The 24420-nt window shown below is 41.8% G+C and carries 23 protein-coding genes and 1 tRNA gene; 12 read left to right on the plus strand and 12 right to left on the minus strand.

Annotation, left to right across the window (positions count from 1 at the left end; genetic code table 11):
• The first annotated feature begins 46 nt into the window (after positions 1–46).
• The 3 genes from QWZ17_RS12225 (at position 47) to QWZ17_RS12235 (ending at position 6637) form a co-directional block, all read left to right on the plus strand.
• Entirely contained in the window at positions 47–3382 is a 3336-nt protein-coding gene (locus tag QWZ17_RS12225) for a VCBS repeat-containing protein (RefSeq protein WP_290305500.1), read from the plus strand.
• A 2-nt stretch (positions 3383–3384) separates the two neighbouring features.
• Positions 3385–4728 carry a vanadium-dependent haloperoxidase gene (locus QWZ17_RS12230; RefSeq protein ID WP_290305501.1) on the plus strand — a complete coding sequence of 448 codons (1344 nt, stop codon included), beginning with the start codon at positions 3385–3387 and terminating at the stop codon, positions 4726–4728.
• 85 nt (positions 4729–4813) lie between these two features.
• The gene (locus tag QWZ17_RS12235; RefSeq protein ID WP_290305502.1) at positions 4814–6637 is read left to right on the plus strand and encodes a glycoside hydrolase family 35 protein; all 1824 of its coding nucleotides are present in this window, start codon (positions 4814–4816) and stop codon (positions 6635–6637) included.
• Between the two features lie 111 nt (positions 6638–6748).
• On the opposite strand, the gene QWZ17_RS12240 is transcribed toward QWZ17_RS12235, so the two are convergent.
• The 5 genes from QWZ17_RS12240 to QWZ17_RS12260 form a co-directional block, all read right to left on the minus strand.
• Positions 6749–7318, minus strand: a complete 570-nt coding sequence (locus QWZ17_RS12240) for a dihydrofolate reductase family protein (protein WP_290305503.1) — start codon at positions 7316–7318, stop codon at positions 6749–6751.
• 328 nt (positions 7319–7646) lie between these two features.
• Positions 7647–8081: a VOC family protein gene (locus tag QWZ17_RS12245; protein ID WP_290305504.1), complete on the minus strand. Its 435-nt coding sequence runs from the start codon at positions 8079–8081 to the stop codon at positions 7647–7649.
• Between the two features lie 41 nt (positions 8082–8122).
• A complete protein-coding gene (locus tag QWZ17_RS12250) occupies positions 8123–8617 on the minus strand; it encodes an SRPBCC family protein (protein WP_290305505.1) in 495 nt (164 codons plus the stop codon).
• Positions 8614–8934, minus strand: a complete 321-nt coding sequence (locus tag QWZ17_RS12255) for an ArsR/SmtB family transcription factor (protein WP_435404580.1) — start codon at positions 8932–8934, stop codon at positions 8614–8616. Before QWZ17_RS12255 ends, QWZ17_RS12250 begins: the two co-directional genes overlap by 4 nt.
• 243 nt (positions 8935–9177) lie before the next feature.
• A tRNA-Ser gene (locus QWZ17_RS12260) sits at positions 9178–9265 on the minus strand.
• A gap of 269 nt (positions 9266–9534) precedes the next feature.
• Here QWZ17_RS12260 and QWZ17_RS12265 point away from each other — a divergent pair.
• The 4 genes from QWZ17_RS12265 to QWZ17_RS12280 all read left to right on the plus strand — a co-directional run bounded on the left by QWZ17_RS12265 (position 9535) and on the right by QWZ17_RS12280 (position 12797).
• Positions 9535–10506, plus strand: coding sequence for a polyprenyl synthetase family protein (locus tag QWZ17_RS12265; protein WP_290305506.1), 972 nt, complete (start codon positions 9535–9537; stop codon positions 10504–10506).
• A gap of 80 nt (positions 10507–10586) precedes the next feature.
• The gene (locus QWZ17_RS12270; RefSeq protein WP_290305507.1) at positions 10587–11075 is read left to right on the plus strand and encodes a group II truncated hemoglobin; all 489 of its coding nucleotides are present in this window, start codon (positions 10587–10589) and stop codon (positions 11073–11075) included.
• Between the two features lie 65 nt (positions 11076–11140).
• Entirely contained in the window at positions 11141–11932 is a 792-nt protein-coding gene (cdaA, locus tag QWZ17_RS12275) for a diadenylate cyclase CdaA (protein WP_290305508.1), read from the plus strand.
• 37 nt (positions 11933–11969) lie between these two features.
• A complete protein-coding gene (locus tag QWZ17_RS12280) occupies positions 11970–12797 on the plus strand; it encodes a sterol desaturase family protein (RefSeq protein WP_290305509.1) in 828 nt (275 codons plus the stop codon).
• On the opposite strand, the gene QWZ17_RS12285 is transcribed toward QWZ17_RS12280, so the two are convergent.
• Positions 12787–13158, minus strand: a complete 372-nt coding sequence (locus QWZ17_RS12285; RefSeq protein WP_290305510.1) for a hypothetical protein — start codon at positions 13156–13158, stop codon at positions 12787–12789. The two genes, QWZ17_RS12280 and QWZ17_RS12285, sit on opposite strands and share 11 nt — an antisense overlap.
• 195 nt (positions 13159–13353) lie before the next feature.
• Here QWZ17_RS12285 and frr point away from each other — a divergent pair, with 195 nt between their 5' ends.
• The gene (gene frr, locus QWZ17_RS12290) at positions 13354–13917 is read left to right on the plus strand and encodes a ribosome recycling factor (RefSeq protein ID WP_290305511.1); all 564 of its coding nucleotides are present in this window, start codon (positions 13354–13356) and stop codon (positions 13915–13917) included.
• A 73-nt stretch (positions 13918–13990) separates the two neighbouring features.
• Complete coding sequence (locus QWZ17_RS12295) at positions 13991–15748, plus strand: ABC transporter ATP-binding protein (protein WP_290305512.1); 1758 nt, start codon at positions 13991–13993, stop codon at positions 15746–15748.
• Between the two features lie 360 nt (positions 15749–16108).
• Here QWZ17_RS12295 and QWZ17_RS12300 read toward each other — a convergent pair whose 3' ends face one another.
• The 6 genes from QWZ17_RS12300 to QWZ17_RS12325 form a co-directional block, all read right to left on the minus strand.
• Positions 16109–16705 carry a biliverdin-producing heme oxygenase gene (locus QWZ17_RS12300; protein WP_290305513.1) on the minus strand — a complete coding sequence of 199 codons (597 nt, stop codon included), beginning with the start codon at positions 16703–16705 and terminating at the stop codon, positions 16109–16111.
• 2 nt (positions 16706–16707) lie between these two features.
• A complete protein-coding gene (locus tag QWZ17_RS12305) occupies positions 16708–17052 on the minus strand; it encodes a response regulator (RefSeq protein ID WP_290305514.1) in 345 nt (114 codons plus the stop codon).
• Between the two features lie 16 nt (positions 17053–17068).
• A complete protein-coding gene (locus QWZ17_RS12310; RefSeq protein WP_290305515.1) occupies positions 17069–17488 on the minus strand; it encodes a response regulator in 420 nt (139 codons plus the stop codon).
• 6 nt (positions 17489–17494) lie between these two features.
• Positions 17495–19711 (minus strand): ATP-binding protein, encoded by a 2217-nt coding sequence (locus QWZ17_RS12315; RefSeq protein WP_290305516.1) that lies wholly within the window; start codon positions 19709–19711, stop codon positions 17495–17497.
• A 339-nt stretch (positions 19712–20050) separates the two neighbouring features.
• Positions 20051–20776: a LytR/AlgR family response regulator transcription factor gene (locus tag QWZ17_RS12320; protein WP_290305517.1), complete on the minus strand. Its 726-nt coding sequence runs from the start codon at positions 20774–20776 to the stop codon at positions 20051–20053.
• A gap of 124 nt (positions 20777–20900) precedes the next feature.
• Positions 20901–21953 (minus strand): sensor histidine kinase, encoded by a 1053-nt coding sequence (locus QWZ17_RS12325; protein ID WP_290305518.1) that lies wholly within the window; start codon positions 21951–21953, stop codon positions 20901–20903.
• Positions 21954–22188: 235 nt separating this feature from the next.
• Here QWZ17_RS12325 and QWZ17_RS12330 point away from each other — a divergent pair, with 235 nt between their 5' ends.
• From QWZ17_RS12330 to QWZ17_RS12340, 3 genes are read left to right on the plus strand one after another with little or no spacing between them, the layout of a single operon-like run.
• Positions 22189–22404: a hypothetical protein gene (locus QWZ17_RS12330; RefSeq protein ID WP_290305519.1), complete on the plus strand. Its 216-nt coding sequence runs from the start codon at positions 22189–22191 to the stop codon at positions 22402–22404.
• On the plus strand, positions 22398–23297 hold the full coding sequence (locus QWZ17_RS12335) for an ABC transporter ATP-binding protein (protein WP_290305520.1): 900 nt from the start codon (positions 22398–22400) through the stop codon (positions 23295–23297). The genes QWZ17_RS12330 and QWZ17_RS12335 overlap by 7 nt, the downstream gene beginning before the upstream one ends.
• Before the next feature lie 5 nt (positions 23298–23302).
• The gene (locus tag QWZ17_RS12340) at positions 23303–24100 is read left to right on the plus strand and encodes an ABC transporter permease (RefSeq protein WP_290305521.1); all 798 of its coding nucleotides are present in this window, start codon (positions 23303–23305) and stop codon (positions 24098–24100) included.
• The last annotated feature ends 320 nt before the right edge of the window (positions 24101–24420 follow it).

Consider the following 24420-nt stretch of genomic DNA (forward strand, 5'->3'; position numbering starts at 1 on the left):
GCCGGCATTCTTTTAAATTTTACTCCATTAATTTAAGCGGCACCTGGTGAACACAAACATTAAATTATTCCCCTACCTACTTTTTCTTGTAGTTATCGCCTTAACTGGTTGTAGTAATCCAACTGAAAATAACCAACCGGGTGTAAATAATGGGAATCCATTATTTACCTCGCTATCAAAAGACCAAACCCATATAGACTTTAGCAATACTTTAACCGAGGGTTTAAATACCAACGTGTTGATGTATGAATATTTTTATAATGGCGGAGGAGTAGCCACCGGCGATTTAAATGGTGACGGCCTGCCCGATATTTATTTTACAGGTAACATGATTGATAATAAACTGTACCTCAATAAAGGGCACATGCAGTTTACTGATATCACCGCCATTGCCGATGTAGCCGGCCGGCCTGGCCCCTGGAAAACAGGTGTAACCATGTCCGATGTTAATGGGGATGGCAAGCTGGATATTTATGTTTGTTATTCTGGTAACGTAAGACCCGAAAAGCGCGAAAATCAACTGTTCATAAACCAGGGGAACGACAAAGACGGCAATCCGCATTTTATAGATCAGGCCCAGCAATATGGCCTTGCAGATGCAGGGTACAGTACACAAGCTGTATTTTTTGACTATGACCGGGATGGCGATCTGGATATGTTTTTATTGAACCATAGTCCGATACAGTTGCCGGTTTTAGATGAGGTAAACACGGTAGCCGCGTTGAAAAAAACAAATTCGCCAAACGGGGTTAAGTTATACCGAAACGATAATAATGTATTTAAAAATGTAACAGAGCAGGCCGGTATCAGCAGTTCTGATCTTACTTACGGCCTTGGTGCGGGAGTGGCCGATATTAATGGTGACGGATGGCCGGATATTTATATATCCAACGACTATACCATACCCGATTTTCTGTACATCAACAACGGCAATGGCACTTTCACCAATAAGCTGCAATCATCTGTAGGGCATACTTCGCAGTTTTCAATGGGCAACAACGTTTCAGATATCAACAACGATGCCTTGCCCGATATTTTTACACTTGATATGCTGCCCGAAGATAATCACAGGCAAAAACTATTGTTCGCGCCGGATAATTATGAAAAGTTTGGCTTAACGCTTCGTACGGGTTTTTACTATCAATATATGCGCAATATGTTGCAGGTAAATAATGGCAACGGCACTTTTAGCGAAATTGGGCAATTATCTGGCATCTCCAATACCGATTGGAGCTGGGCACCCTTATTTGCCGATTATGATAACGATGGCTGGAAAGATCTGTTTGTAACCAATGGCTATACCCGCGATTTTACCAATATGGATTTTGTAAAATACATGGGCGATTTTTTGAAGGATAAAAGATTGATGCGCAAAGATATTTTCAGCCTGGTGCAGCAAATGCCATCGTCGGAGGTAAAAAGTTACTTTTTTAAAAATAACGGCAATTTAACTTTTACCAATACCAGCGCGCCATGGGGTATTACCCAATCATCAAACAGTAATGGCGCGGCTTATGTTGATCTGGATAATGACGGCGATTTGGATTTGGTGGTTAATAACATCAACCAGCCGGCCTTCATCTACCAAAACGAATCTGATAAAAAAGCAGATAACCATTATTTGCAGATAAAGCTTAATGGCGCGGCAAAAAATACGCAGGGTGTAGGTGCAAAAGTTACCATCTACATAAAAAACAAAAAGCAATACCTTGAACAAATGCCCAGCCGGGGCTTTCAATCAAGCGTATCACCAATTTTGCATTTCGGCTTGGGTGCCGATAGCATGATTGACTCGTTACGCATTGTTTGGCAACTGGGAAAAGAACAGCTTGTAAAAAATATTAAAGCCAACCAGCTTTTAACTTTAAATGAAAGGGACGCCGCGGGCAGCCATCAAATACCTAAAGCCATTAAACCTTTTTTTACAGAAGTTAGTTCGCCTGTAATTAATACACAGGAAAAAAGCAGCATTAACGATTTTAAACGCCAGCCGTTGATGATAAACCCGTTATCGTTTACAACCCCTTGTATGATCAAAGGCGATGTAAATGCCGATGGCTTAGAAGATGTTTATGTAGGTGGCAGCAACGGGAAACCGGGCACCTTATATCTTCAACAAGCCAATGGTAAATTTGTCGTAAAAGCACAGCCCGCGTTTGAAGCCGATAAAAAAAGCAACGATGCCGACGCGGTTTTCTTTGATGCCAATGGCGACGGCAAACCGGATTTGTATGTATCGTCTGGCGGGTATGATAACTATGTACCTAACGATCCTTTATTGCAGGACAGGCTGTATCTTAATGACGGAAAAGGCAATTTTACCAAAGCAAAAAATGCTTTACCCGTCATGCTCTGCAGCAAAAGCTGCGTAAAGGTAGCCGATATTAATGGCGACGGGCATCCGGATTTATTTGTAGGTGGCAGGGTAATACCAGGCAGGTACCCCGAAACCCCGCAAAGCTACTTGTTACTCAACGATGGTAAAGGGCATTTTAGCGATGAAACGCAAAAATACAATGCCAACCTGCCCCACATAGGGATGGTAACCGATGCTGCCTGGGTAGATATGAATGGCGACAAAAAGCCCGATTTAGTTTTAGCAGGAGAGTGGATGCCGGTAACCGTATTGATTAATGAAAACGGAAAACTTGTAGATAACACCAAAGCTTATTTTGATAAACCTAACAGCGGCTGGTGGAATAAAATCCTGGTTGATGATTTTAACCACGATGGTCACCCCGATTTGTTGGTAGGTAACCAGGGCTTAAACACCCAATGCAAAGCGAGTGATAAAGAACCTGCAGAAATGTATTACAAGGATTTTGACGATAACGGGGCGGTTGATCCTATCTTTTGTTTTTACATTCAGCATCAAAGTTACCCCTATGTTTCAAGGGATGAGCTTTTAGAGCAGATCAGCATGATGCGCCCGCGCTTCCCCGACTATAAGAGCTATGCTGACGCTTCACTTACAGACATATTTACCGGCTTGGAATTAAAAGGAGCTAATCATTTACAGGCCACTAACCTGGCTACCACCTGTTTTTTAAGCGATGGTAAAGGTAAACTACATGCTTCGCCGCTGCCATTGGCTGTTCAGTATTCGCCGGTGTATACCATCACCACGTTAGATTATAACCATGATGGTAACAAGGATTTGCTGTTGTGCGGCAATATCAATAAGGCAAGGTTACGTTTGGGTAAATCTGATGCAAACTATGGCATATTGCTAAAAGGCGATGGCAAGGGGCACTTTGAGTATGTTCCTCAGCTTCAATCGGGCTTTAAATTATGGGGCGACGTAAGAAGCGTTATCGAAATTAACAACACTTTACTGTTTGGCATTAACCAACAGGAAGTGAAAGCTTATAAAGAATTTTAATTATGATGAAAAGGAAGGCCTTTTTAACAATTGTACTGCTTATAACCGCTGTTTTTTTTAACAGTTGCAGCAACAAAAAACAAGCGCAACCAGTATTAACCAGTGCCGATATTACCAAAGTGATTGATCATATGACGGTTATTATGATCCACGATGTGACCAATCCGCCTTTAGCCGCCCGCTTTTTTTCATACACATGCCTTGCCGGTTACGAGGTTGTTGCCGAAAATAATAAAAGTGTTAAAAGCATGCATGGCATTTTAAATGAATACCCGGTTATTAAAAAGCCGGTTTATGCTAAAGGGTACGCGTACCAGCTAAGCGCTTTAATTGCCATGATGGAAACCGCGGGGAAGCTGCAGCCATCGGGCAGTTTACTGGTTAAATACGAGCAAACCTTTTTGGATTCCTGCAGAAAAGTAGGTTTCCCGGATGAAGTTATCGATAGTTCCAAACATTACGCCCAGGCTATCAGTAAGCAGATACTGGCTTATGTTAAAAAAGATAAATACAACCGCATAAGCAATTATACCAGGTATACACCGCTTGGAAAAGAAGGTACCTGGGACCCAACGCCGCCGGCTTATATGGCCCCGGTTGAGCCTTACTTCAATACCATCCGTCCGCTTACGCTTGATTCCGCTTCGCAGTTTGTGCCAGATGCTCCTATTCCTTTTTCAACAGATAAAAACAGCGCCTTTTATAAGTATATGATGATGAACTATAAGGCAAGCGGCGCAGGACTAACAACCGAGCAGCGCACTATAGCGGGCTTTTGGGATTGTAATCCATTTGCCGTTCAGGATAACGGGCACATGTTGATAGGCTTAAAAAAAATATCGCCGGGAGCGCATTGGATGGGAATTACCGGTATAGCCTGCCGGAAGGCAAAAGTGGATTTTTCAAAAGCAATGGAAATTCATACCATGGTATCAGTTGCCTTGTTAGATGGTTTTATATGCTGCTGGGATGATAAATACCGCACAAACAGGGTGCGCCCCGAAACCGCCATCCGCAAATATGTTGATGTGAACTGGAAACCGCTGTTGCAAACCCCGCCATTTCCCGAGTATATCAGCGGGCATTCGGTGATATCATCGGCATCGGCAGTGATACTTACCCATTATTTTGGCAATAATTTCCATTATACAGATAATGTGGAAGAAAAATATGGCCTTATCCCCCGCAGCTTTGATTCATTTACACAGGCTGCTACAGAAGCCGGCATGTCGCGGTTTTGGGGAGGCATTCACTTTAAAGATGCTATTGACAATGGCATAATACAAGGTAATAAAGTTGGTCAGTGGGTATTAAACAAATACAACGGCAAGCCTGCACAGCAATAAATAATATATCCTTTTTGAGCTATCTGAATCAATTATAACTAAAACTGCACCGTTATAAACTATAAACAGCCTTAATAATACTGGTATGAAATTTAAACACCTTATCCTATCTGCAACACTTATTTTAAATGTCATTAATACAATTGCTCAAACCCATACCTTTACCTTGGGCGATGAATCATTTCTGTTAGATGGCAAACCTTTCCAGATGATCTCGGGCGAGATGCATTACCCCCGTGTGCCGCGCCAGGCCTGGCGCGCCCGCATGAAATTGGCCAAAGCTATGGGGCTTAACACCATTGGCACCTACGTGTTTTGGAACCTGCACGAACCACAAAAAGGTAAATTTGATTTTACCGGGAACAACGATGTGGCAGAGTTTGTAAAAATAGCCCGCGAAGAAGGCTTATGGGTAATACTACGCCCAAGCCCATACGTATGCGCCGAATGGGAATTTGGTGGCTACCCGTACTGGCTGCAAAACGAAACAGGCTTAGAGGTGCGCAGCAAAGAACCCCGTTATCTTAAAGAATATGAAAGCTACATTAAAGAAATAGGCAAGCAATTGGCCCCGCTGCAAATAAACCATGGAGGCAATATATTAATGGTGCAGATTGAGAACGAATATGGCTCGTACGGCAGCGATAAAGAATACCTGGCTATCAACCAAAAATTCTTTAAAGAGGCCGGTTTCGATGGTTTGCTGTACACCTGCGATCCTGCTCCCGATTTGGTAAAAGGCCACCTGCCGGGCTTGCTTCCGGCTGTTAATGGGCTGGATAATCCCACTAAGGTTAAAAAGATTATTAACGACAATCACGACGGTAAAGGGCCGTACTACATAGCAGAATGGTATCCGGCCTGGTTTGATTGGTGGGGAACCAAACACCATACCGTACCGGCACAACAGTACGCTAGTCATCTTGATTCTGTTTTGGCAGCGGGTATATCTATCAACATGTACATGTTTCATGGCGGTACCACCCGCGGCTTCATGAACGGCGCCAATTATAATGATCAAAACCCCTACGAGCCGCAAATAAGCAGTTATGATTACGATGCGCCACTGGATGAAGCAGGTAACGCCACTCCCAAGTTTATGAAATTCAGGGAGGTGATTCAGAAATACCTGCCTGTTGGCGTAAAGCTGCCTGCTGTGCCTGCGGCTAAACCTACTATTAGCATCCCAGCTATCAGGCTTACGCAATCACTAAGCGTGCTTAATATTTTGCCGACTGCCAAAACAAACCCCACGCCGCTTACTTTTGAAGATTTGCACCAGGATTATGGCTTTGTATTGTACCAAAGCGTAATTGAGGGGGGCAAAACAGGTGTGCTTAAACTTCAGCAATTAAGAGATTACGCGGTAGTAATGGTTAACGGGAAAACCGTTGGCACGCTTGATCGCCGTTTAAACCAGGATAGTTTAGCCCTTACACTCCCCGCCGGCAAAATAACGCTGGATATATTGGTAGAAAATTTAGGTCGTATAAACTTTGGAAAATACCTGCTGCAAAATAAAAAGGGTATTACTCAAAAAGTACTTTTTGCCGGCGAGGAAGTGCGGCAATGGAAAATGTACTCGCTACCCTTTGCTAATTTAAACGGACTAAAGTTTGGCGCTGTTAAACATGATTCCGGCTCGCCGGTAATAAAAAAGGGCGGCTTTAATCTTAACAAGGTTGGAGATACCTATCTTAATTTGAGCCATTGGGGTAAAGGCGTGGTTTGGGTAAACGGGCATAACCTGGGGCGATATTGGAATGTCGGTCCGCAGCAAACGCTATATCTGCCATTGGAGTGGCTTAAAAAAGGGCACAACGACATTGTTATGCTGGAGCTGTTGAAACCAAACCAAAATAAAATAGACGGGTTAAATAAGCCTGTATTAGATCAGTTGCAGCCTTAAAATTAAAAGCGGATTATCACTAACAGGAAGCAAACCGAAGGAGGTTGTGCCTATCGAAAACTGAAAAAGGAGCCGCTCAATTTAAAGCACTCCTTTTCAGTTTAAATGGTTTTAATGCTGCACTTCGTGGCAGAGGCAAACTACGCCCGAAGTAAAAACATGTGTTTTTTGTAGCTTTAACTGCAGCTTTTGTTTAATATCTTTAAACACCGGAATCCCTTCGCCCAGCAGTACCGGGTTTACAAAAAGCCAGCATTCATCAATTAAATTTTCGGCCAGGAGGGAATGCGCGGCGGTAGGACTTCCAAATAACAATATTTCGCCACTTGTTTCCTGCTTTAGTTTTTGAATGGCGGCAACATAATCCTTGCCAATAACGGTGGTATTGGTAAATGCCGATTCATCGAGGGTTGTTGATAGTACCACTTTGCGCGCTACCTTGTACCAGGCTGAATGCTCCTTATCATGTTTGCTTGCGTTGGGTTTATCCGCGGCGGTAGGCCAATAACCTTCCATCATTTGAAAAGTTACCCGGCCATATAAGGCGGTGTTGGTTTGGGTTATCCTTTCGGCCCCGAAATCAAAAATTTCGTCGTCTACATGAATCCAGTTCATTTCGCCTTTGGTGCCGGCGGCAAAGCCGTCCAGTGATACATGCATAAATAATACTATGTTTCCCATATTGGTTGTTTTGAATTTGTTATCCTGTTTTATAATGGTTGTTTTGAAGGTAACACAAATCTCTGAGAAATATTGATAATAAAATTGGGCAAAACCGACAAATAACAGGGCGATTTACGACAAATGTTGATTTGTTATTCTGTAAAATGCGACTTCGCTTTAAGACTACTAACAAGTGGGTTTTAGGCCTAACATCGCTGTAAGCCCATTCATTAAAGGTTTGACTGAAAACAAAAAGGCCGTATCTTATATTGATGATACGGCCTGGTGTTAAATCATAGCACGGTAAGCGGCATCATTTAAGAAGCCGCTTTTTGTTTGGCTAAAGTTATCCTTTATAATTGGTGTCAAATTCAATAATCCATTCGATGCCATATTTGTCTCTGAACATACCGGCGTAGGTACCCCAGGGACTGTCGGCAATAGGGCCTTCCACTTCGCCACCTGCCGATAGCCCGTTAAAAAGTTTGTCGGCCTCTTCACGGCTTTCGGCATCGACGTATATTTTCGACCGGTTTTCATTTTCGCTTACACGGCCCAAAAAACCGGGAACATCGTTTGCTATCAGCACATTGTTTTTACCAAGTGGCAAGCCAATGTACATTACTTTATTTGCCTCATCTTCGGGTACATGAAAATTGGGGCCTGCCAGATCTTTGAAACGGATGATTTTTGTAAACTCGCCGCCAAAAACCGATTTGTAAAAAGTGAATGCTTCTTCTGCATTTCCGTTAAAGTTGATCCATGGGTTAATTGCTCTCATGATTTTTATTTTTTAGTTTTTAATTTTTGTTTTAGTATTTTTTATGATAATGTGGCCAACAGTTCTTCCAGGTTTTTTAAAGTCATGGTGAAACCGATTTTGAAGCCTTCCAATAATTTCTCTAATCGCTCAAACGATTCGTTATAAATGGTAATGTCTACTTTTGTTTTGCCATTTTGTTCGCTAAAATTATAATCCCATTCAGAGCCTGGCAGTTCGCGGTTTTCGTCTTTATCGGCAAAGGCGTTGTACATTTTAAAATTGGTTTTCGGAGTAATGGAAGTAAATTCCTGTACAGACCACCGCTCCTGTCCCTCCGGAGTTATCATTGCGTAAAAGCGCCTGCCGCCTACCTCAAAATTCATGTACTTGGTTTTGGCACGCATAGGTGCGGGCGCACCCCACTGGTCAAGTAATTCGGCTTTGGTAAAGGCATCCCATACTAAAGATTGGCCGGCGTTAAATTCCCTGGTGATATAAACCATTTTGGCTGTTTTGTCAACATTAAAATCAAATAGCAAATCGTTGTTCATCATTTTTGTTCTTTAATTGTTGTTAATAATTGGTCGAGTTGGTTAAATTGAGTTTCCCAGTTTTGTCTGAATTGGGATAACCAGTGGTCAAACTCCTGCATTTTTTTGGCGTTAAAGTGATAATAAATTTCCCGGCCGCTTTGCTCGGGCTTAATTAATTCGCATTCATACAATACTTTAATATGCTTAGACACCGCTTGCCGGGTCATGTCAAATTTTTCGGCCATTGCATTTGGCGTCAGCGCCTGTATGGCAAGCAGCGTTAAAATCGCCCTGCGTGTAGGGTCGGCTATGGCTTGAAATATATCTTGTTTCATCATTGACTATTAATTAAGCAACTCTGTGGTTGCAAATATATATGCAACTTTTGAGTTGCGCAAATTTATTCGCAAATTTTTTTTTGAATATGAAAAATATGCTATCCGGACGTTAAATTGTGTTTAACTACCTTGTAATTAGGTAATTAAAATGAGATTTTATATAGAGTATTTACTGGTAGCAGATAATTAAAAAAGGAATAGCCTGCTAAAATCAATGCTTTAGCAGGCTATTGTATAACAGGGCGGAGAAGGAGAGATTCGAACTCTCGATACCCTTTTGAAGTATACACACTTTCCAGGCGTGCTCTTTCGACCACTCAGACACTTCTCCGTGTATTTGTTAAGCGGAGGGCAAAGATAAAATAATAATGGCTTTGCGGGTAATAAAAAAAGCGGGACCTTCTCACAGGGGCCCGCTCTCACAAAAACTTTAACTCAACTTATAAATATGGCATCTGTTTATATTGACCATGTATGTGGCTGATGGTTTAATTTAAGTAAAAAATAATCGGCAACAATGCAGATAAATAATTTTAGCTTATGTTTGCCTCATATTGCCACATGGCAATTTTACACCCATAAAAGCTTGTTTAGTTTTAAATGCTGAGCATCAACGACATTAAGAAACCTATCGCTGCCGATATTGATGCGTTTGAAGAGAAGTTTAAATCTTCTATGCAAAGCTCTGTGCCACTGCTTGATAGAATTACCCATTACATTGTTAAGCGTAAAGGCAAGCAAATACGGCCCATGTTTGTGTTTTTTGCCGCTAAAATTTGTGGTGGCATCAATGAGTCAACCCATCGCGGGGCGGCTTTGGTAGAGCTTTTGCATACCGCCTCTTTGGTGCATGACGATGTGGTTGATAACTCCTACCAGCGTCGCGGTTTTTTTTCTATCAATGCTTTATGGAAAAATAAGATAGCCGTTTTAGTGGGCGATTACCTGCTATCAAAAGGCCTGCTGCTTTCTATCGATAATAATGATTTTCAATTGCTGCGTATTGTATCAGACGCTGTAAAGCAAATGAGCGAGGGCGAATTGATGCAGATTGAAAAGGTGCGCAAAATGGATATTGGCGAACCTGTTTATTACGAGGTAATTCGCCAGAAAACAGCATCGTTAATTGCTTCCTGCTGCGCCTGTGGCGCATCGTCTGCCGGGGCCAGTGACGAGGTTGTTGAAAAAATGCGCCTGTTTGGCGAGAAGATAGGCATCGCTTTCCAGATCAAGGATGATATGTTTGATTTTGGTACCGATGACGTTGGCAAACCTTTAGGCATCGATATTAAAGAAAAGAAAGTGACCCTGCCGCTTATCTATTCTTTAGCCAATACCACCCCATCTGAAAAGAAACGCATCATTAACCTGGTGAAAAACCATAACGATGATCCTGCCAAAATAGCACAGATCATTAGATTTGTGAACGAAACCGGCGGTTTGCAATATGCGGAAACGCAAATGAAAAAATACCAGGACGAGGCTTTTGCTATTTTAGATACCTTTCCTGACAGCGAATCGCATAAAGCGCTGGAGCAATTGGTACGCTTTACTACCGAGCGTAATAAATAGTCTGACAGGATTAATCAATTTTATTTATTGGGCATATTGTTTGATAGGGCTTACCGTGTCATAATCAAATATTTACTTGTATGTCCAACATCAGCAAACCTCAAATTCCTTCATTGTTCGAATGGGCGGGCGGCATGCCAGCCTTTGTCACGCTGTTTGATAAGTTTTATGATAAGGTTTTAGCGGATGATTTGCTACAGCCGGTATTCAAACACATGTCGGCCCAGCACAGGTTACACGTGGCTCATTTTGTGGCCGAAGTTTTAGGCGGACCGAAAGTATACAGCGAGGAGGAGGGAAGTCATTTTATCATGATTAGCAAACACCTGCAAAAATACCTTACCGAAGCGCACCGCAAACGCTGGATGGAATTATTGCTGCAAACGGCCGATGAATTATCACTGCCGGATGATCCCGAATTTAGATCGGCATTTTTGGCTTACCTGGAATGGGGTACTCGGATAGCGGTTATCAATTCAAAAATGGATGAAGCCAATGAGGCTGTTAACGCTCCTATGCCGCAATGGGGTTGGGGAGTGCCGGGCGGCCCTTATATTGCTGATCAATAACGTCCTTTAAATGTCAATGTAATCATTCGCGCTTTTTAACTTGCTTAAACTTGTTAACTTCGTAAATGCATTCCTTTTTCCTCAATTTTCCCAAAATCACCGTGTTTGATATTCTGGATGTGGTGCTGGTGGCCTTTATTATTTACCAGTTATATAACCTTATCAGGGGTACCATTGCAGCTAATATTTTCATCGGGTTCGCGGTAATATTTGCCATGAATTTTATTGTGAACCAGCTGCACATGAAATTGCTTACCGCTATACTGGGTAAGTTTGTTGATGTAGGGATCATCGCGGTAATTGTGGTTTTTCAGCAAGAGGTGAGGCGATTTTTATTGCTGGTTGGTAAAAACGCTTCGTTACAGCGTAATAAGGCCTGGTGGCAGTATTTCTTCGGTAAAAAAGAGGTGGAGAAAAATAACTTTGCGCGCATTAAACCCATTATTGATGCCTGCAAAAGCCTTAAACAAACCAAAACCGGCGCGCTTATTGTATTTGCCAAATATTACGACGAGCAGTTTTACCAGAACAGCTGCGAGGTGGTAGAGGCTAAAATAAGCAAGCGTTTGCTGGAAAGTATCTTTCAAAAAACAAGTCCGCTGCATGATGGCGCTGTTGTAATAGCCGAAAACAAAATTAAATCGGCAAGCTGTATTTTACCATTGACCGAAAAATCAGATTTGCCTGCCCAGTTTGGCTTACGCCACCGCGCGGGTATTGGTGTAACCGAGGCCAACGAAGCCACTGCCATTATCATATCCGAAGAAACCGGCGAACTATCTTATGCCAAACAAGGCAGGGTGAAAATGAATATCAGCTTTGCTGAACTGGAAAAGTTATTGAATAAAGATTTTTAGGATAAGATCATCTCAGCAATAAGTGTTTAACAAAATCATGTTTAAAGATTTTCACATAGATCAGCTGCTTACCATATCAAATGTGCTGCTTCGGTTAGCACTAAGGTACCTGCTGTTTGCAGGTTCATTTTACCTTGTGTTTTATGTGTGGAAAAACAAAGCCATCTGGCGTGCTAAAATTCAGCAGCGTTATCCAGAAAATAAACATGTGATCCGCGAGATTGTGACCTCGTTCTTTACCATCATCATCTTCGGCCTGGTGATTATGGCGGTTATCATGGCAAGCAAGGCCGGGCTTACCCGAATTTACCCCGGCATCAGCGATCATGGTTATGGTTATTTCGTGCTGAGCATCGTGTTAATGATTTTGATGCACGATACCTATTTTTATTGGACGCATCGTGCCATGCATTGGAAACCTTTATTTAAACTGGTGCATAAAACCCACCACCTGTCAACCAATCCAACACCATTTGCCGCTTATGCTTTTCATCCGCTTGAGGCTATTGTTGAAATTGGGATAGTACCCTTAATCGCCTTTACCATTCCTTACCACGGCTTAGCCTTAACCATCTTTTCGCTTTATTCGTTGTTGCTAAATGTAACAGGGCATTTGGGTTTTGAGCTTTTTCCAAAAGGGTTTACCATCCACAAAATATTTAAATGGCATAATACATCAACACATCATAACATGCACCACCGCCTGGTGAAGTGCAATTATGGCTTGTATTTTAATATATGGGACAGGTTGATGGGTACCAATCACCCGGATTATGAAAAGAGTTTTGAGGCGGTGGTTGAAAAACGGAAAGGAGCGCTGGAAAATTTAACGCAGCCTGAAATGGCAGAGATTATTAAGGGATAACTTTAACTACGCTATCCTGCCTCACCGTTCCTAATCTTTTTATCAGCATATCATAATGCATGCCGGGTTCATCGGTTTTTACAATGGGCATACGATCCGTGCTGCTTACCTTAGCAATAGGCATTTTATAATCAATTGGCGAAGCTATGGCCAACTCTGTAATAGTTTTAATATTGCTGTTAAGCAATGGTTGATTCAAGATAGGTTTTAAAGAATCAAGCTTCAATAAAGTGGCACTCGCTTTTGGCTTGGCATACGGACTCCAATAACTTTTATTACCCCAAACCGATTGTTGTATGGTTTGGGCTTTTAACTGGCTTGAGCAAGCTGCCAATAAGGCAAAAAGTATTGTTTTTTTCATAGTTGTAATAGGTTTATACTAAGATAAATACAAACCCGCAATAAAAATGTTAAAAAGAGTTATTTAACATTTATTACAAAAAACATAGCCCGCTTTTTTACGTTAATTGTCAAACCTTTGGCTGGCTAAGCGATTAACAACATCCGCCTGCGGTAAAATGACAGATTTTATTATTTTTGTGAAAAATTTAAACCGATGAGCGAACTCATTAAAAAACAAGTGACTGATGCTAAAGCATCCATGGATAGGGCCATTGAGCATGCCGATAACGAATTAAATAAAATACGTGCCGGTAAAGCAAGCCCAGCTATGTTGGATGATGTTAAGGTTGATTACTACGGTACACCAACGGCTTTAAGCCAGGTAGGTAGCGTAAATACACCCGATGCACGTACAATTGTGATACAGCCATGGGAAAAATCATTGCTTACTGCAATTGAAAAAGCCATTAAAGAAGCAAACCTGGGTGTTAACCCGCAGAATGATGGTATCATCATTCGTATAAACGTACCGCCATTAACAGAAGAGCGTCGTCGCGATTTGGTTAAAAAAGCTAAAGGCGAAGCCGAAAACGGTAAAGTTGCCATCCGCAATATCCGTAAAGATGCCAACGAAAAGATCAAAAAATTAAAATCGGAAGGTGTTTCTGAAGATGAGATTAAAACAGGCGAGGCTGAGGTTCAAAAACTTACCGATGGCTACATTGTTAAAATCGATCAGCTTTCTGAAGCGAAAGAAAAAGATATCATGACGGTTTAATATTAACCTTATGTCAAATTAAAAGGGAATGAGCTACTTAGCCATTCCCTTTTTTTATTTTTACCGGCGAAACATGAATATACTATTTTCTTACTTGCAAAAACACCGCTGGATAGTGGTTATGGCCCTTTTTTTAGCGGCCATGAATATAGGCTTCTCCTTGCTTGATCCCTGGATAACCGGGCATATTGTAGATCAGGTGATAGAAAAGCGGAATAGTTTAGATTATCACCATTACTTAAACCAGGTATTAACCCTGGTTGGCGCGGCAATTGGTGTAGCTATGGTATCGCGGATAGCCAAAAACTTCCAGGATTATTTTACCAATATCATTACCCAAAAAGTTGGTGCCGAAATGTATGCCGACGGTTTGAAACATTCATTGGAATTACCTTACCAGGTTTTTGAAGATCAGCGCAGTGGTGAAACTTTAGGCATTTTACAAAAGGTACGCCTCGATTGCGAAAAATTTATCACCTCTTTCATCAGCATCTTATTTGTATCCCTCATCGGGATGGTGTTTGTGATAGTATATTCGGTAAGCGTTAATTACCAGGTAACGTTGGTTTATTTTGCAGCTATCCCTATTATCACTTTTGTGAGTATGGCCATGAGCCGTCGCATTAAAACTATACAAAAACGCATTGTTTCTGAAACTACCGCGCTTGCCGGCTCAACCACCGAATCATTGCGGAACATTGAACTGGTAAAAAGTTTAGGCCTGGCCAAGCAGGAAATAGAGCGCCTAAATAATACCACCTACAAAATTCTCGATCTGGAGCTTAAAAAAGTAAAATACGTACGCAGTATGAGCTTTGTACAAGGTACCACGGTAAACTTTGTGCGTAGTGTTATGGTGGTAGTATTGTTGATGCTGATTTTTAAAGGAACTTTAACCCCTGGGCAGTATTTTAGCTTTTTGTTTTACTCATTCTTCCTGTTCAATCCTTTACAGGAGTTAGGTAACGTGATCCTTTCATGGCGGGAGGCCGAGGTTTCTTTAGGTAATTTTAAAGGGATATTAAGTACACCTATCGATAAAAAGCCTGAGAAACCGGTAATGGTAGAAAAGGTGAATACTTTAACCTTTAGCGATGTTACTTTTAAACATCTAACGGCCAATCGTAACGCGCTTAACCATATTAATTTTGAAACTAATAGCGGCGAAACCATCGCGTTTGTTGGTCCGTCGGGTTCCGGTAAAACTACATTGGTAAAATTGCTGGTTGGCTTGTATCAGCCTTTGGAGGGTGATGTTTTGTATAACGGCATTTTAAGCAAGGAGATTGACCTTGATCAGCTGCGTGAAAAAATTGGTTTTGTAACGCAGGATACACAGCTATTCTCGGGTACTATCCGCGAAAACCTGCTGTTTGTACGTCCGGATGCTACCGATGAGGAATGTATGGATGTGTTGCAGCGTGCTGCTTGTCAAACCTTGTTGGCAAGGGCAGATAAAGGCCTCAGTACAGTTATTGGTGAAGGTGGTGTAAAAGTATCCGGCGGCGAAAAACAACGTCTCAGCATAGCCCGCGCGCTGTTACGTAAGCCCGATATATTGGTATTTGATGAAGCTACTTCATCTTTGGATTCCATCACCGAGGAGGAAATCACCGAAACCATCCGCAACGTATCTGAGTTTGAAAATCATATCACCATATTGATAGCTCACCGCCTGTCAACCATTATGCATGCCGATTGTATTTACGTGCTTGAAAAAGGCCGCATCATAGAGTCGGGCAAGCATCTTGATCTGATAGCTCAAAAAGGACTTTACTACGCCATGTGGAGGCAGCAGATAGGCGAGAAGCTTACTGTTGACGCGGAATAAACTTAAATGATCTTTTTTAATGGTATGGCGTAAAGCCCAGACTTACGAAGTCTTAAAAATTTCGTAAGTCTTTCACGGCGTTGTGACCAAAAATGCAAATGGGGTTATGCTGAGTTATAAAATCCGGGGCCTGTGAAAGTGAAAATGACAGCATCACGAAAAAATGGGGTCATGCTGAGCCTGTCGAAGCACGCGGGCGAAGGCCTCTGCGCGCGAGTCTTCGACAGGCTCAGACTGACAGCCCTTTTGTTTTTTACAACTTGTCATGGGTAGCCTGTCGAAGCACGCGGGCAAAGGCCTCTGCGCACGAGTCTTCGACAGGCTCAGACTGACACAGCTCTGTTCGTCAAGCCTATCTCATTAAGCCGGCCAGGCCTGTAACGATGCAATATGCTCAAACATGGCATTGGCGCTGTCAACAGCTGCATCATATTCACTCTCAGCGGCGGTATTCAACACCGCTACAAACTGTTTCCAGTTGTCTATCAATTTATCGCCGTAAACCTGGTAATAATAAAAATTGAGGTTGTAAGGAGCTAAATGCAGGTTTGTTTTTAGTCGCTTTACTATCACATTACCACCTAAAGTTGCTCCTTCCATTACATACAAGCTTCCCAAAATAGCGGCATCGCTGTCTAAATCCAAAAAATCCGTTTCAGGTTCGATAGGGGGGACGGTGATTTTGGCTTCTTCCAAGTCTTTTTTCAGCGCTTCAAGCTTAGCCCGGTTTTTTATGTCGAGTTTTTCCTGTAATTCGGTGCTTAAGCTGTTATGCAAAAGTTCTTCGGTGCGGGCGTGGGTGAGGTAGTTGGTGGTCAGTATCTTTTTGTATTCATCGATGGTTAAAGATCCATCTATAATCTGGCCTACAAACATCAGTTGTTCCAGCTGGTCGTGTTGGTGTTTGGTAGCTTGCTTTAGGGTTTCGTGCAGCATAAAAGGAAAACGATTTAGCATTATCAGGCGGCAAAAATACCATCTATACAGTCATAAAGTTCATCAAGGGCAAAAGGCTTTGGCAAATAAGCTGTTGCGTTAAGGTCTTTTGCTATCTGGCGGATATCGTCATGTCCGGAAAACAATACAAATGGTATACTTCTGTGAGCAATTTCCTGTTTTATCTCGTTAATGATTTCAGTAGCCTGCCGCTGACCTATGTAGTTATCCAGCATAATCAAATCGGGGGAAAAATCTCTGATGTTACGGGTTACATGGTAGCCATCAGTTTTTATCTCCACCTCATATTTGTCAGATAGGGCAATATCCATGATATCCGCTATGTCCGGATCATCTTCTATAACCAATATTTTTTTGAGCGTATTAATTGATACTTAAGTTTTGAGTGAACCAAAAATTGTAAAGTGATTGTACACACGATACAAGGTTTAAATAGCCCGAAGGCTTGGTTAAATAGGCATTGGCGCCAAATTCAAGCGAGGCTTTAGCGTCTTTGGGATTATCTGATGTAGAGAAAAATACAACAGGTACGTACTTTAAAAACGCTATCTCGCGGATGCGTTTAACCAGGTCGAGGCCGGAAAGGCCGGGTAAGTTTAAATCTAACAGGATCAGCTTCGGTTTAACTTTCGCTTCGGTAAGCAGGCGCAGTAACTCCAATGCATCCTTCCCGTTGTCGATGATCTTAACAGACAGATCGTCCTTTACCTCCTTTACAGCATGTTCCATAATGAAGGCAAAGTCCTCATCATCCTCTACATAAAAAATGTCTGGTGAGCTCAATTTATTTTAATTTTTAAAAGATACATAAAATATTGTGCCAACTCCTAATTTGCTTTCAAACCAAATGCGCCCTTTGTGTCGTTCAACAATGCGTTTTACTATGGCCAGGCCTACTCCGGTACCTTCATAATCCATGGCATTATCCATACGTTTAAATAATTCAAACACACGGTTATAGTAATTTACATCAATACCAACCCCATTATCTGATACGGAATATACCACTTCGCCGTTGCTTATTTTACCCTCAATCTTCACTCTTGCAGGTTGTGATTTTGATGAGTATTTAACAGCGTTGTTAAGCAGGTTGGTAAACACCTGTGTAATCATTACCGCATCACCGTTTATAACCGGGGTATCGCCAATGGTAAATTCAAGGTTGGGTACGTTTAACGCCGCTGTTACTTCCCGTTTAATTTCGGTTACGAGGGCCGTCATATTAATAGGCACCAGCTCAATATCGGTACGGCCAACTCTTGAATAATGTAAAATCTCCTTAATAAGCATACTCATTTTATCAGTACCCTTAATAATTCGTTCTATCATTTTTTTCGCGCTATCATCCAGGCTTTTGTTGGTTGATAGCAGCAGTTCTGAATAATTTTTGATAGATGACAGCGGAGTACGCAAATCATGCGATATGGTATAGCTAAACGTATCCAGCTCTTCATAGGCCACCTGCAACCGTTCGTTAAGCAGGCGTATTTCGTTGGCTTTACGGTTAATGGCGTAAATGATATCTTCCCTTATTTTTACTACAGCGGCAAGCTCATCGTTTTTCCATTTTTCGGATGTGTTTTTAACAATCTGGTTCCAGCTGTCAAATGATTTGCGGGGCGATAGCTGCATTAAGCCATTGGCATCTTCCTCCACAGGTTTTTCGGGGTTGCCGGCCCAGGTGATAGATTTAATTTGCTCTGGCTTAAACCAAATTACCATTTCGCCCAGTTCTTTTGATAGCATGCAGGCCATAATGCCGCTGGCTACATCGGTGTATTCTTTAGCCGCCGGAAAAATTTCCGGAAAACGATAGGTGTAATAAATTCCATCAATCATATTCACCTTCAGCCATTCCACAATATGCTTGATTTGATCAATATCCGGCGTATTGCCCAATGTGTTAATCTCGTCATCAAAAATGAGCGCTACACCATCGGCTGTGGTAACATCCTGTATGGTAACTTTATTTTTAATGAGGGCAAAGGCAATATCGGTGTCCTTTTTTATATAATCGGCTATGGTGTTAACGGCTTCGTTAAGGGCGGTGGTTTTTTCGCTGTCCTCTTCATCCTGCCGGTATTCCAAGGCCGATGACAGGATCTGGCCGATCAATTTCGACGCATCGCGGGCCTTGTAATCAATAAACCGGGGCGAGTAGTTATGACAGGCAACCAGCCCCCAAAGCTCGCCATGGGCAATTAATGAAATACTGAAGCTGGAGCCAACCCCCATATTTTTTAAATACTGGATGTGGATTGGCGATACGGCCCGCAGGGCCGAGTGTGTTAAATCCAAAGGAGTGCCTTCCTGGTAAGTTATAATAGGCGAACTTTCTGAATCTACATCGGCAATAATGCGGGTAAGATTAATCTTGTATAATTCGCGCGCCTGTTTGGGAATATCCGATGCCGGATAATGCAGACCAAAAAATGGCTCCAGATCATCATTTTTAACCTCAGCAACTACCTCGCCGTGCCCATCTTCATTAAACTTATAAATCATCACCCTATCGTAGTTGATGATCTTTTTAACCTCTGCGGCCGCGTTTTGCAGCAGGATGCCAAGCGTTTTTCCGCTCAGAATTTCAGCTACTGAGCGGCCTATGCTTTTTTGAACGTCCAGATCAAGGTCAGAGTCGGTAGTTTCAAACTCCATAATCAGCTCATCGTTTGATTTGCTGAGGATAAGATTGTAGCCTGCCCCTTTAACATTAATGGCTAAAGGATTGATAACATCATCTGTTTTAGATGCTTTAGCCAGGTTCAGCAGCTGGGTAAGGTGGGTGCTATCGTCGGCTAATTCCAGGTAGCGCTCCAACTCGGTAATAGGTTTGCCCAACATATCCTGCGCTATCACATCAACATATTGCTCAATATTTTTGCTGATGTAGCTGATAACGTAGGTCTTACTGTTAACAGCCACTAAAAAACCATGCGACTGAATTTTTCCGGGAATGTGTATCGGTTCCCTGTCGCAATTGGTCAAATCAACCTTAAAGTCCATAGTTTGTTTATCTGGAGTAGAGTCTAAAATAATTCTTTGTAAAATACTGAAAAATAAATCTCAGGGAAATATTTTAACCAAATAAGTAAAAAATGGTTTTGGAGAAAATGCAGGGGGAGATGCCAGGCGTTTTTAATGGCCGTTTAAAATGATCCAGGAGGTGGAAATATCGACCGACAATAATCAGCCGTCATTGCGAGGTACGAAGCAATCTCCAAACTATACAGAGCAAACAACATAGGGCTGATCTGCTAACGTAGAGATTGCTTCGTACCTCGCAATGACGGAATCTTTAAATTGAAGTTCTGTATTGGATATTAACCCGATATCATTTTTATTTCAGACGTTTTTATCCTCAATAATCTTAAAAAACTCATCACGGTAAGTATCGCCCACGGGAATAATTTTATCACCTATTTGAATGCGGCTGCGTTCAATGCTGTCAATTTTATTGAGGGCTACAATGTATGATTTATGTACGCGTACAAAGTGCTTTTCGGGCAGGGCATCTTCCATTTTTTTCATGCCTTGCAGGGTAATGATACGCTCGGCGGGGGTAAATATGGATATATAGTCCTTTAAGCCTTCAATAAACAAAATATCGTGCAGGTAAACCTTTTGAATTTTGTGTTCGGTTTTTACAAAGATAAAATCTGTTGAGAAATCATCCTGTGGGGCGGGCTCGGCTTGCACTATGGTTTTGGCAACCGGCTGAATGATGCCCTGCGCTTTTTGCACCGATTTAAAGAAACGATCAAAAGCGATGGGTTTAAGCAGGTAATCAACTACATCAAGTTCGTAGCCTTCTAAGGCATATTGTGGGTAAGCCGTGGTTAATATTACCTTGGCTTTACCACCGGCTATCTTTAAAAACTGGATGCCGGTAAGTTCGGGCATTTGCACGTCTAAAAACACCAGGTCTACATTGCCGGCCTGTACCAGGGTAAGGGCCTCAATAGGGTTTGTTGTGGCTTTCACCAATTGCAGAAAAGGCATTTTGGAAATATAATCTTCCAGTATGTGCAGCGCTAAGGGCTCGTCGTCAACAACCAGGCATTTGATCATGTTGTAAAAATAAACACTAATTGTACTAATTTTTTCTAATTACACGAATTTAAAACTGCTCCGCTCAATAATTGCGTTATCCCGGTTCGTGAAATTCGCTCCAATTTGTGGCAATTAGTGTGTGTTATAATGTAATGGATAATTCGCAGGTATAAGTATCGTCTTCATCCCTAATGTGCAGGGTATATTTATCGGGATAAAGCAGGTTAAGCCGGCGTTGTACGTTGGTTAGGCCTATGCCACCAACAGCGTCGCGGTTGTGGGTATGTTTTTTATTTTGGATGTAAAAGTGCAGCTTACACTCATCCACATTTATAAGCAATTTAATGGGCGTCATTACGTCATTAGCTACGCCGTGTTTAAATGCGTTTTCAATAAAGGCGATAAGCAACAGCGGTACAATTTGCTGGTTGGTAACCTCACCCATTACTTTAAAATCAATAAAGGCCTTGTTACCAAAACGGATTTTTTGCAGGTCGATATAGTTTTGCAGGTATTGTAGCTCTTTGCTTAAGTCAACCCTGTTATCGTTACACTCGTACAGCATGTAGCGCATAATTTCTGAAAGCTTAAGGATAGCCTCGGGGGTGGTTTCTGAGCGTTGATAGGCCAGCGAATAAATGCTGTTTAAGGAGTTGAACAAAAAATGCGGATTGATCTGCGATTTCAAAAAGGCCAGTTCGGCGCTCAGGCGTTGGTTTTCCAGGTCGCGCTGTATACGTTCGTTCAGGAACCAGTCGGTTGTAAATTTGAGTACCGTACTCAAAAAAACAAAAATAAGACTGGTAAAAATGGTACTGAAAAAGTACGACGTAAAGCTGATCTGCTTGTTTTTGGAGTGGATAAGCACCACATCTTTAAATTGTAAGCCTACCCCGTATTTGCCTATGCCATAAACAATGATGGTTAACAATATTACGCAGGCGTAAGCCCAATAGCGTTTCTTATCTAAAAACCGGGGAATGTAGAAAAGGAAATTAAGGTAAAACAGCGTGATGTTGATGGCCGGGTATAATAAAAATATCACCAGCAATTGCCGCATATTAAGCTCATCATTGGTGCGGGCCAGGAAGATGAAAAAAGAGATCATCCCCAGCCAAAAAAGCATATGCCAGAAAACATGCCAGGCTTTTTTAATTATCCGCGATTGTTTCCCTGTCGAAATAGTATCCTGCATCGTAATAAAATACCCCTTTTATAAAAGGTTTAATGGGATGTAATTTAGTGTTTTGATTATAAAACGGGCTTATATTTATATATAGCGGCTCATTTTTTCGATGAACTGGCATTTATTATCGATGAACGGGTTAAACGGCGTAAAAAGGCGTTCATCTATAAACTCGGTGTGTTGGTCTAATACTTTTTAAGGGGCAAAAAAATAAGTATTCCTTTGTTCTATCAAAACACTCACAATGAAAACGCTAATCAAAAACTCAAATCCTTTTATCATGTTGTTGATACCTGTAATGTTTGCCCTTGTTTTAGGAGTAAGCTACCAGTTTGAACAAAAAAAGGAATCAGGGATATTAAATGGTGCTTCTACAGTACATGCAACATCTTTGTTTTATAAAGGTTACACCCTTGTTAAAACTGTTTGCTCAGTAGCAAAAAGCAACAATGTATGGTAATCCGTACCGAAGGATTATCGTTTACCTTTGGCAAACAGCAGGTTGTAAAAAAACTGTCGCTTAATGTTCCCGAAGGCAGCATATATGGTTTTCTTGGCCCAAACGGTGCCGGGAAAACCACTACTATCAAACTCCTGTTAAACCTGCTGAAAATTCAACACGGCAGCATCCACATTTTTGAACAGGATATTCAAACCAACCGCATCAGTATATTATCGCAAATAGGGTCGCTTATTGAGCAGCCCGCCATATACCATCACCTTACCGGTAAAGAAAACTTAATAAACAGGGCGCTTTTATTGCAGGTGCCCATGAACAGGGTTGACGAAATGCTGGCCCTGGTACAACTCACCAACGCCGCCGGCAAAAAAGCAGGCCAATATTCCCTGGGCATGAAACAGCGCCTGGGCATAGCATTAGCCTTACTGGCCGATCCTAAACTGTTGATCCTGGATGAGCCCACCAACGGCCTTGATCCTAACGGCATCATTGAAATACGCGAGTTACTTATTAAACTGGTAAAAGAACATAACAAAACCGTATTTATATCAAGCCATTTGCTGGCCGAGGTGGAGCGTATGGCTACCCACGTTGGTATCATTAATTATGGCGAGCTGCTTTTTCAGGGCAGCATAGCCGAATTACAGGCGCTTAGCCAGCCGATGATTTGCATTGAGACTGATAACACCGTCGACGCCGCGAACCTCTTAAAACGTAATAGTTTTATCATTATTGATGTTACCGACAGTTACGTTTACCTGCCCTATACCAGCAAACAACAAACTGCCGATGTTAACGCTTTACTGCATAACAGCGGGCATGCCATCTTCAGCATTGGCAAGCAACAAAAGGACCTGGAACGTTTATTTCTAGATATCACCCAAAAAGCCTGAACTATATGAAAGGATTTATTTTATCGTTCCGGTCGGAGTTTTATAAAAGCCGCAAAACCTTAGGTTTTTGGGCTTCCATTATATTGCCGTTATTTATATGCACCCTCATTTTCATAGGCTTTTATGTTAAGGCCGAAAAGCTGGCCGGAATGCCGCCAATGATGTTATGGTTGCAATTTGCAGGCGCTACATTAGGCATCATGGGCTCTTTATTATTGCCTATGTATACTATTTTTATAGCATACTCTGTAAACAGTATTGAGCATAAGGCCGATACCTGGAAAAGCATTTTCGGACTTCCTATAGCACGCTGGTCGGTTTATGGGGCTAAATATTTATATGCCGCGTTCCTGATATTTTTATGCCTGGCTTTGTTTGTACTATTTACTATAGGATTTGGTAACCTGTTAAGCGTGGTAAAGCCGAGCTTAAGGTTTGATAACTACCATATGGAAAAAGAACTGGCACAGGTATACTTCAAACTGTTTTTATCATCAATAGGTATCCTTTCTATTCAGTTTATACTCAGTTTAATATGGGCTGATTTTTTGAAACCCATGGGTATAGGTTTTATATGTACCATAACCGGTGTTATACTGGCTTCAAAAAACTGGGAGTATTGCTACCTGTTCCCATACTCGCACCCGATGGAGGCTATAACCACCATGATGCATCGTGGCGAAGCCGCGGCCAATGGCATTCAGATTGATGTTTTTACCAAGGATGTGTGGGTAAGTCTTATAATAGGGGCGGTTATTTTTATAGCAGGGTATTTTATCGTGTTGAAAAAAAGCGTTAAATAAAACACGATTTAGGGATTTTGCAGGATTAACGGGGTTTTTTGCTTATCGCAGTTATAATGGAAGAGGTTGCCTTTGGGGGGACCTCTTTTTGTTATCAGCCTTTTTTTTCGTTCAATATCGTCATTCCCACTTTCAGCGTACCCGGATTTTAGACTACTCGTGAGGCTATGGATATTTAAATGAACTGGCTTTGACAGCCGCCGAATGCTCGACAGGGGTGGGGAGAGCCGGTCCTTAGTTAATTTACCTCATATACGTCTTTCAAATAACCCGAAGTTTTAGATGTCTCCCCCTTTGTATCTTGAATTTTACAATCTGTA

The sequence above is a fragment of the Mucilaginibacter flavus genome (assembly GCF_030409315.1).
Taxonomy (GTDB): domain Bacteria; phylum Bacteroidota; class Bacteroidia; order Sphingobacteriales; family Sphingobacteriaceae; genus Mucilaginibacter; species Mucilaginibacter flavus.

Bases quoted from the DNA above. Each gene is read 5' to 3' on its own strand.
- QWZ17_RS12300 (WP_290305513.1), bottom strand. From the start codon at position 16,705: ATGCTAAATCGTTTTCCTTTTATGCTGCACGAAACCCTAAAGCAAGCT.
- QWZ17_RS12330 (WP_290305519.1), top strand. From the start codon at position 22,189: ATGAAAACGCTAATCAAAAACTCAAATCCTTTTATCATGTTGTTGATA.
- QWZ17_RS12285 (WP_290305510.1), bottom strand. From the start codon at position 13,158: ATGAAAAAAACAATACTTTTTGCCTTATTGGCAGCTTGCTCAAGCCAG.
- QWZ17_RS12240 (WP_290305503.1), bottom strand. From the start codon at position 7,318: ATGGGAAACATAGTATTATTTATGCATGTATCACTGGACGGCTTTGCC.
- QWZ17_RS12245 (WP_290305504.1), bottom strand. From the start codon at position 8,081: ATGAGAGCAATTAACCCATGGATCAACTTTAACGGAAATGCAGAAGAA.
- QWZ17_RS12255 (WP_435404580.1), bottom strand. From the start codon at position 8,934: ATGATGAAACAAGATATATTTCAAGCCATAGCCGACCCTACACGCAGG.
- QWZ17_RS12230 (WP_290305501.1), top strand. From the start codon at position 3,385: ATGATGAAAAGGAAGGCCTTTTTAACAATTGTACTGCTTATAACCGCT.
- cdaA (WP_290305508.1), top strand. From the start codon at position 11,141: ATGCATTCCTTTTTCCTCAATTTTCCCAAAATCACCGTGTTTGATATT.
- QWZ17_RS12265 (WP_290305506.1), top strand. From the start codon at position 9,535: ATGCTGAGCATCAACGACATTAAGAAACCTATCGCTGCCGATATTGAT.
- frr (WP_290305511.1), top strand. From the start codon at position 13,354: ATGAGCGAACTCATTAAAAAACAAGTGACTGATGCTAAAGCATCCATG.
- QWZ17_RS12235 (WP_290305502.1), top strand. From the start codon at position 4,814: ATGAAATTTAAACACCTTATCCTATCTGCAACACTTATTTTAAATGTC.
- QWZ17_RS12320 (WP_290305517.1), bottom strand. From the start codon at position 20,776: ATGATCAAATGCCTGGTTGTTGACGACGAGCCCTTAGCGCTGCACATA.
- QWZ17_RS12270 (WP_290305507.1), top strand. From the start codon at position 10,587: ATGTCCAACATCAGCAAACCTCAAATTCCTTCATTGTTCGAATGGGCG.
- QWZ17_RS12295 (WP_290305512.1), top strand. From the start codon at position 13,991: ATGAATATACTATTTTCTTACTTGCAAAAACACCGCTGGATAGTGGTT.
- QWZ17_RS12335 (WP_290305520.1), top strand. From the start codon at position 22,398: ATGGTAATCCGTACCGAAGGATTATCGTTTACCTTTGGCAAACAGCAG.
- QWZ17_RS12250 (WP_290305505.1), bottom strand. From the start codon at position 8,617: ATGATGAACAACGATTTGCTATTTGATTTTAATGTTGACAAAACAGCC.
- QWZ17_RS12340 (WP_290305521.1), top strand. From the start codon at position 23,303: ATGAAAGGATTTATTTTATCGTTCCGGTCGGAGTTTTATAAAAGCCGC.
- QWZ17_RS12280 (WP_290305509.1), top strand. From the start codon at position 11,970: ATGTTTAAAGATTTTCACATAGATCAGCTGCTTACCATATCAAATGTG.
- QWZ17_RS12315 (WP_290305516.1), bottom strand. From the start codon at position 19,711: ATGGACTTTAAGGTTGATTTGACCAATTGCGACAGGGAACCGATACAC.
- QWZ17_RS12325 (WP_290305518.1), bottom strand. From the start codon at position 21,953: ATGCAGGATACTATTTCGACAGGGAAACAATCGCGGATAATTAAAAAA.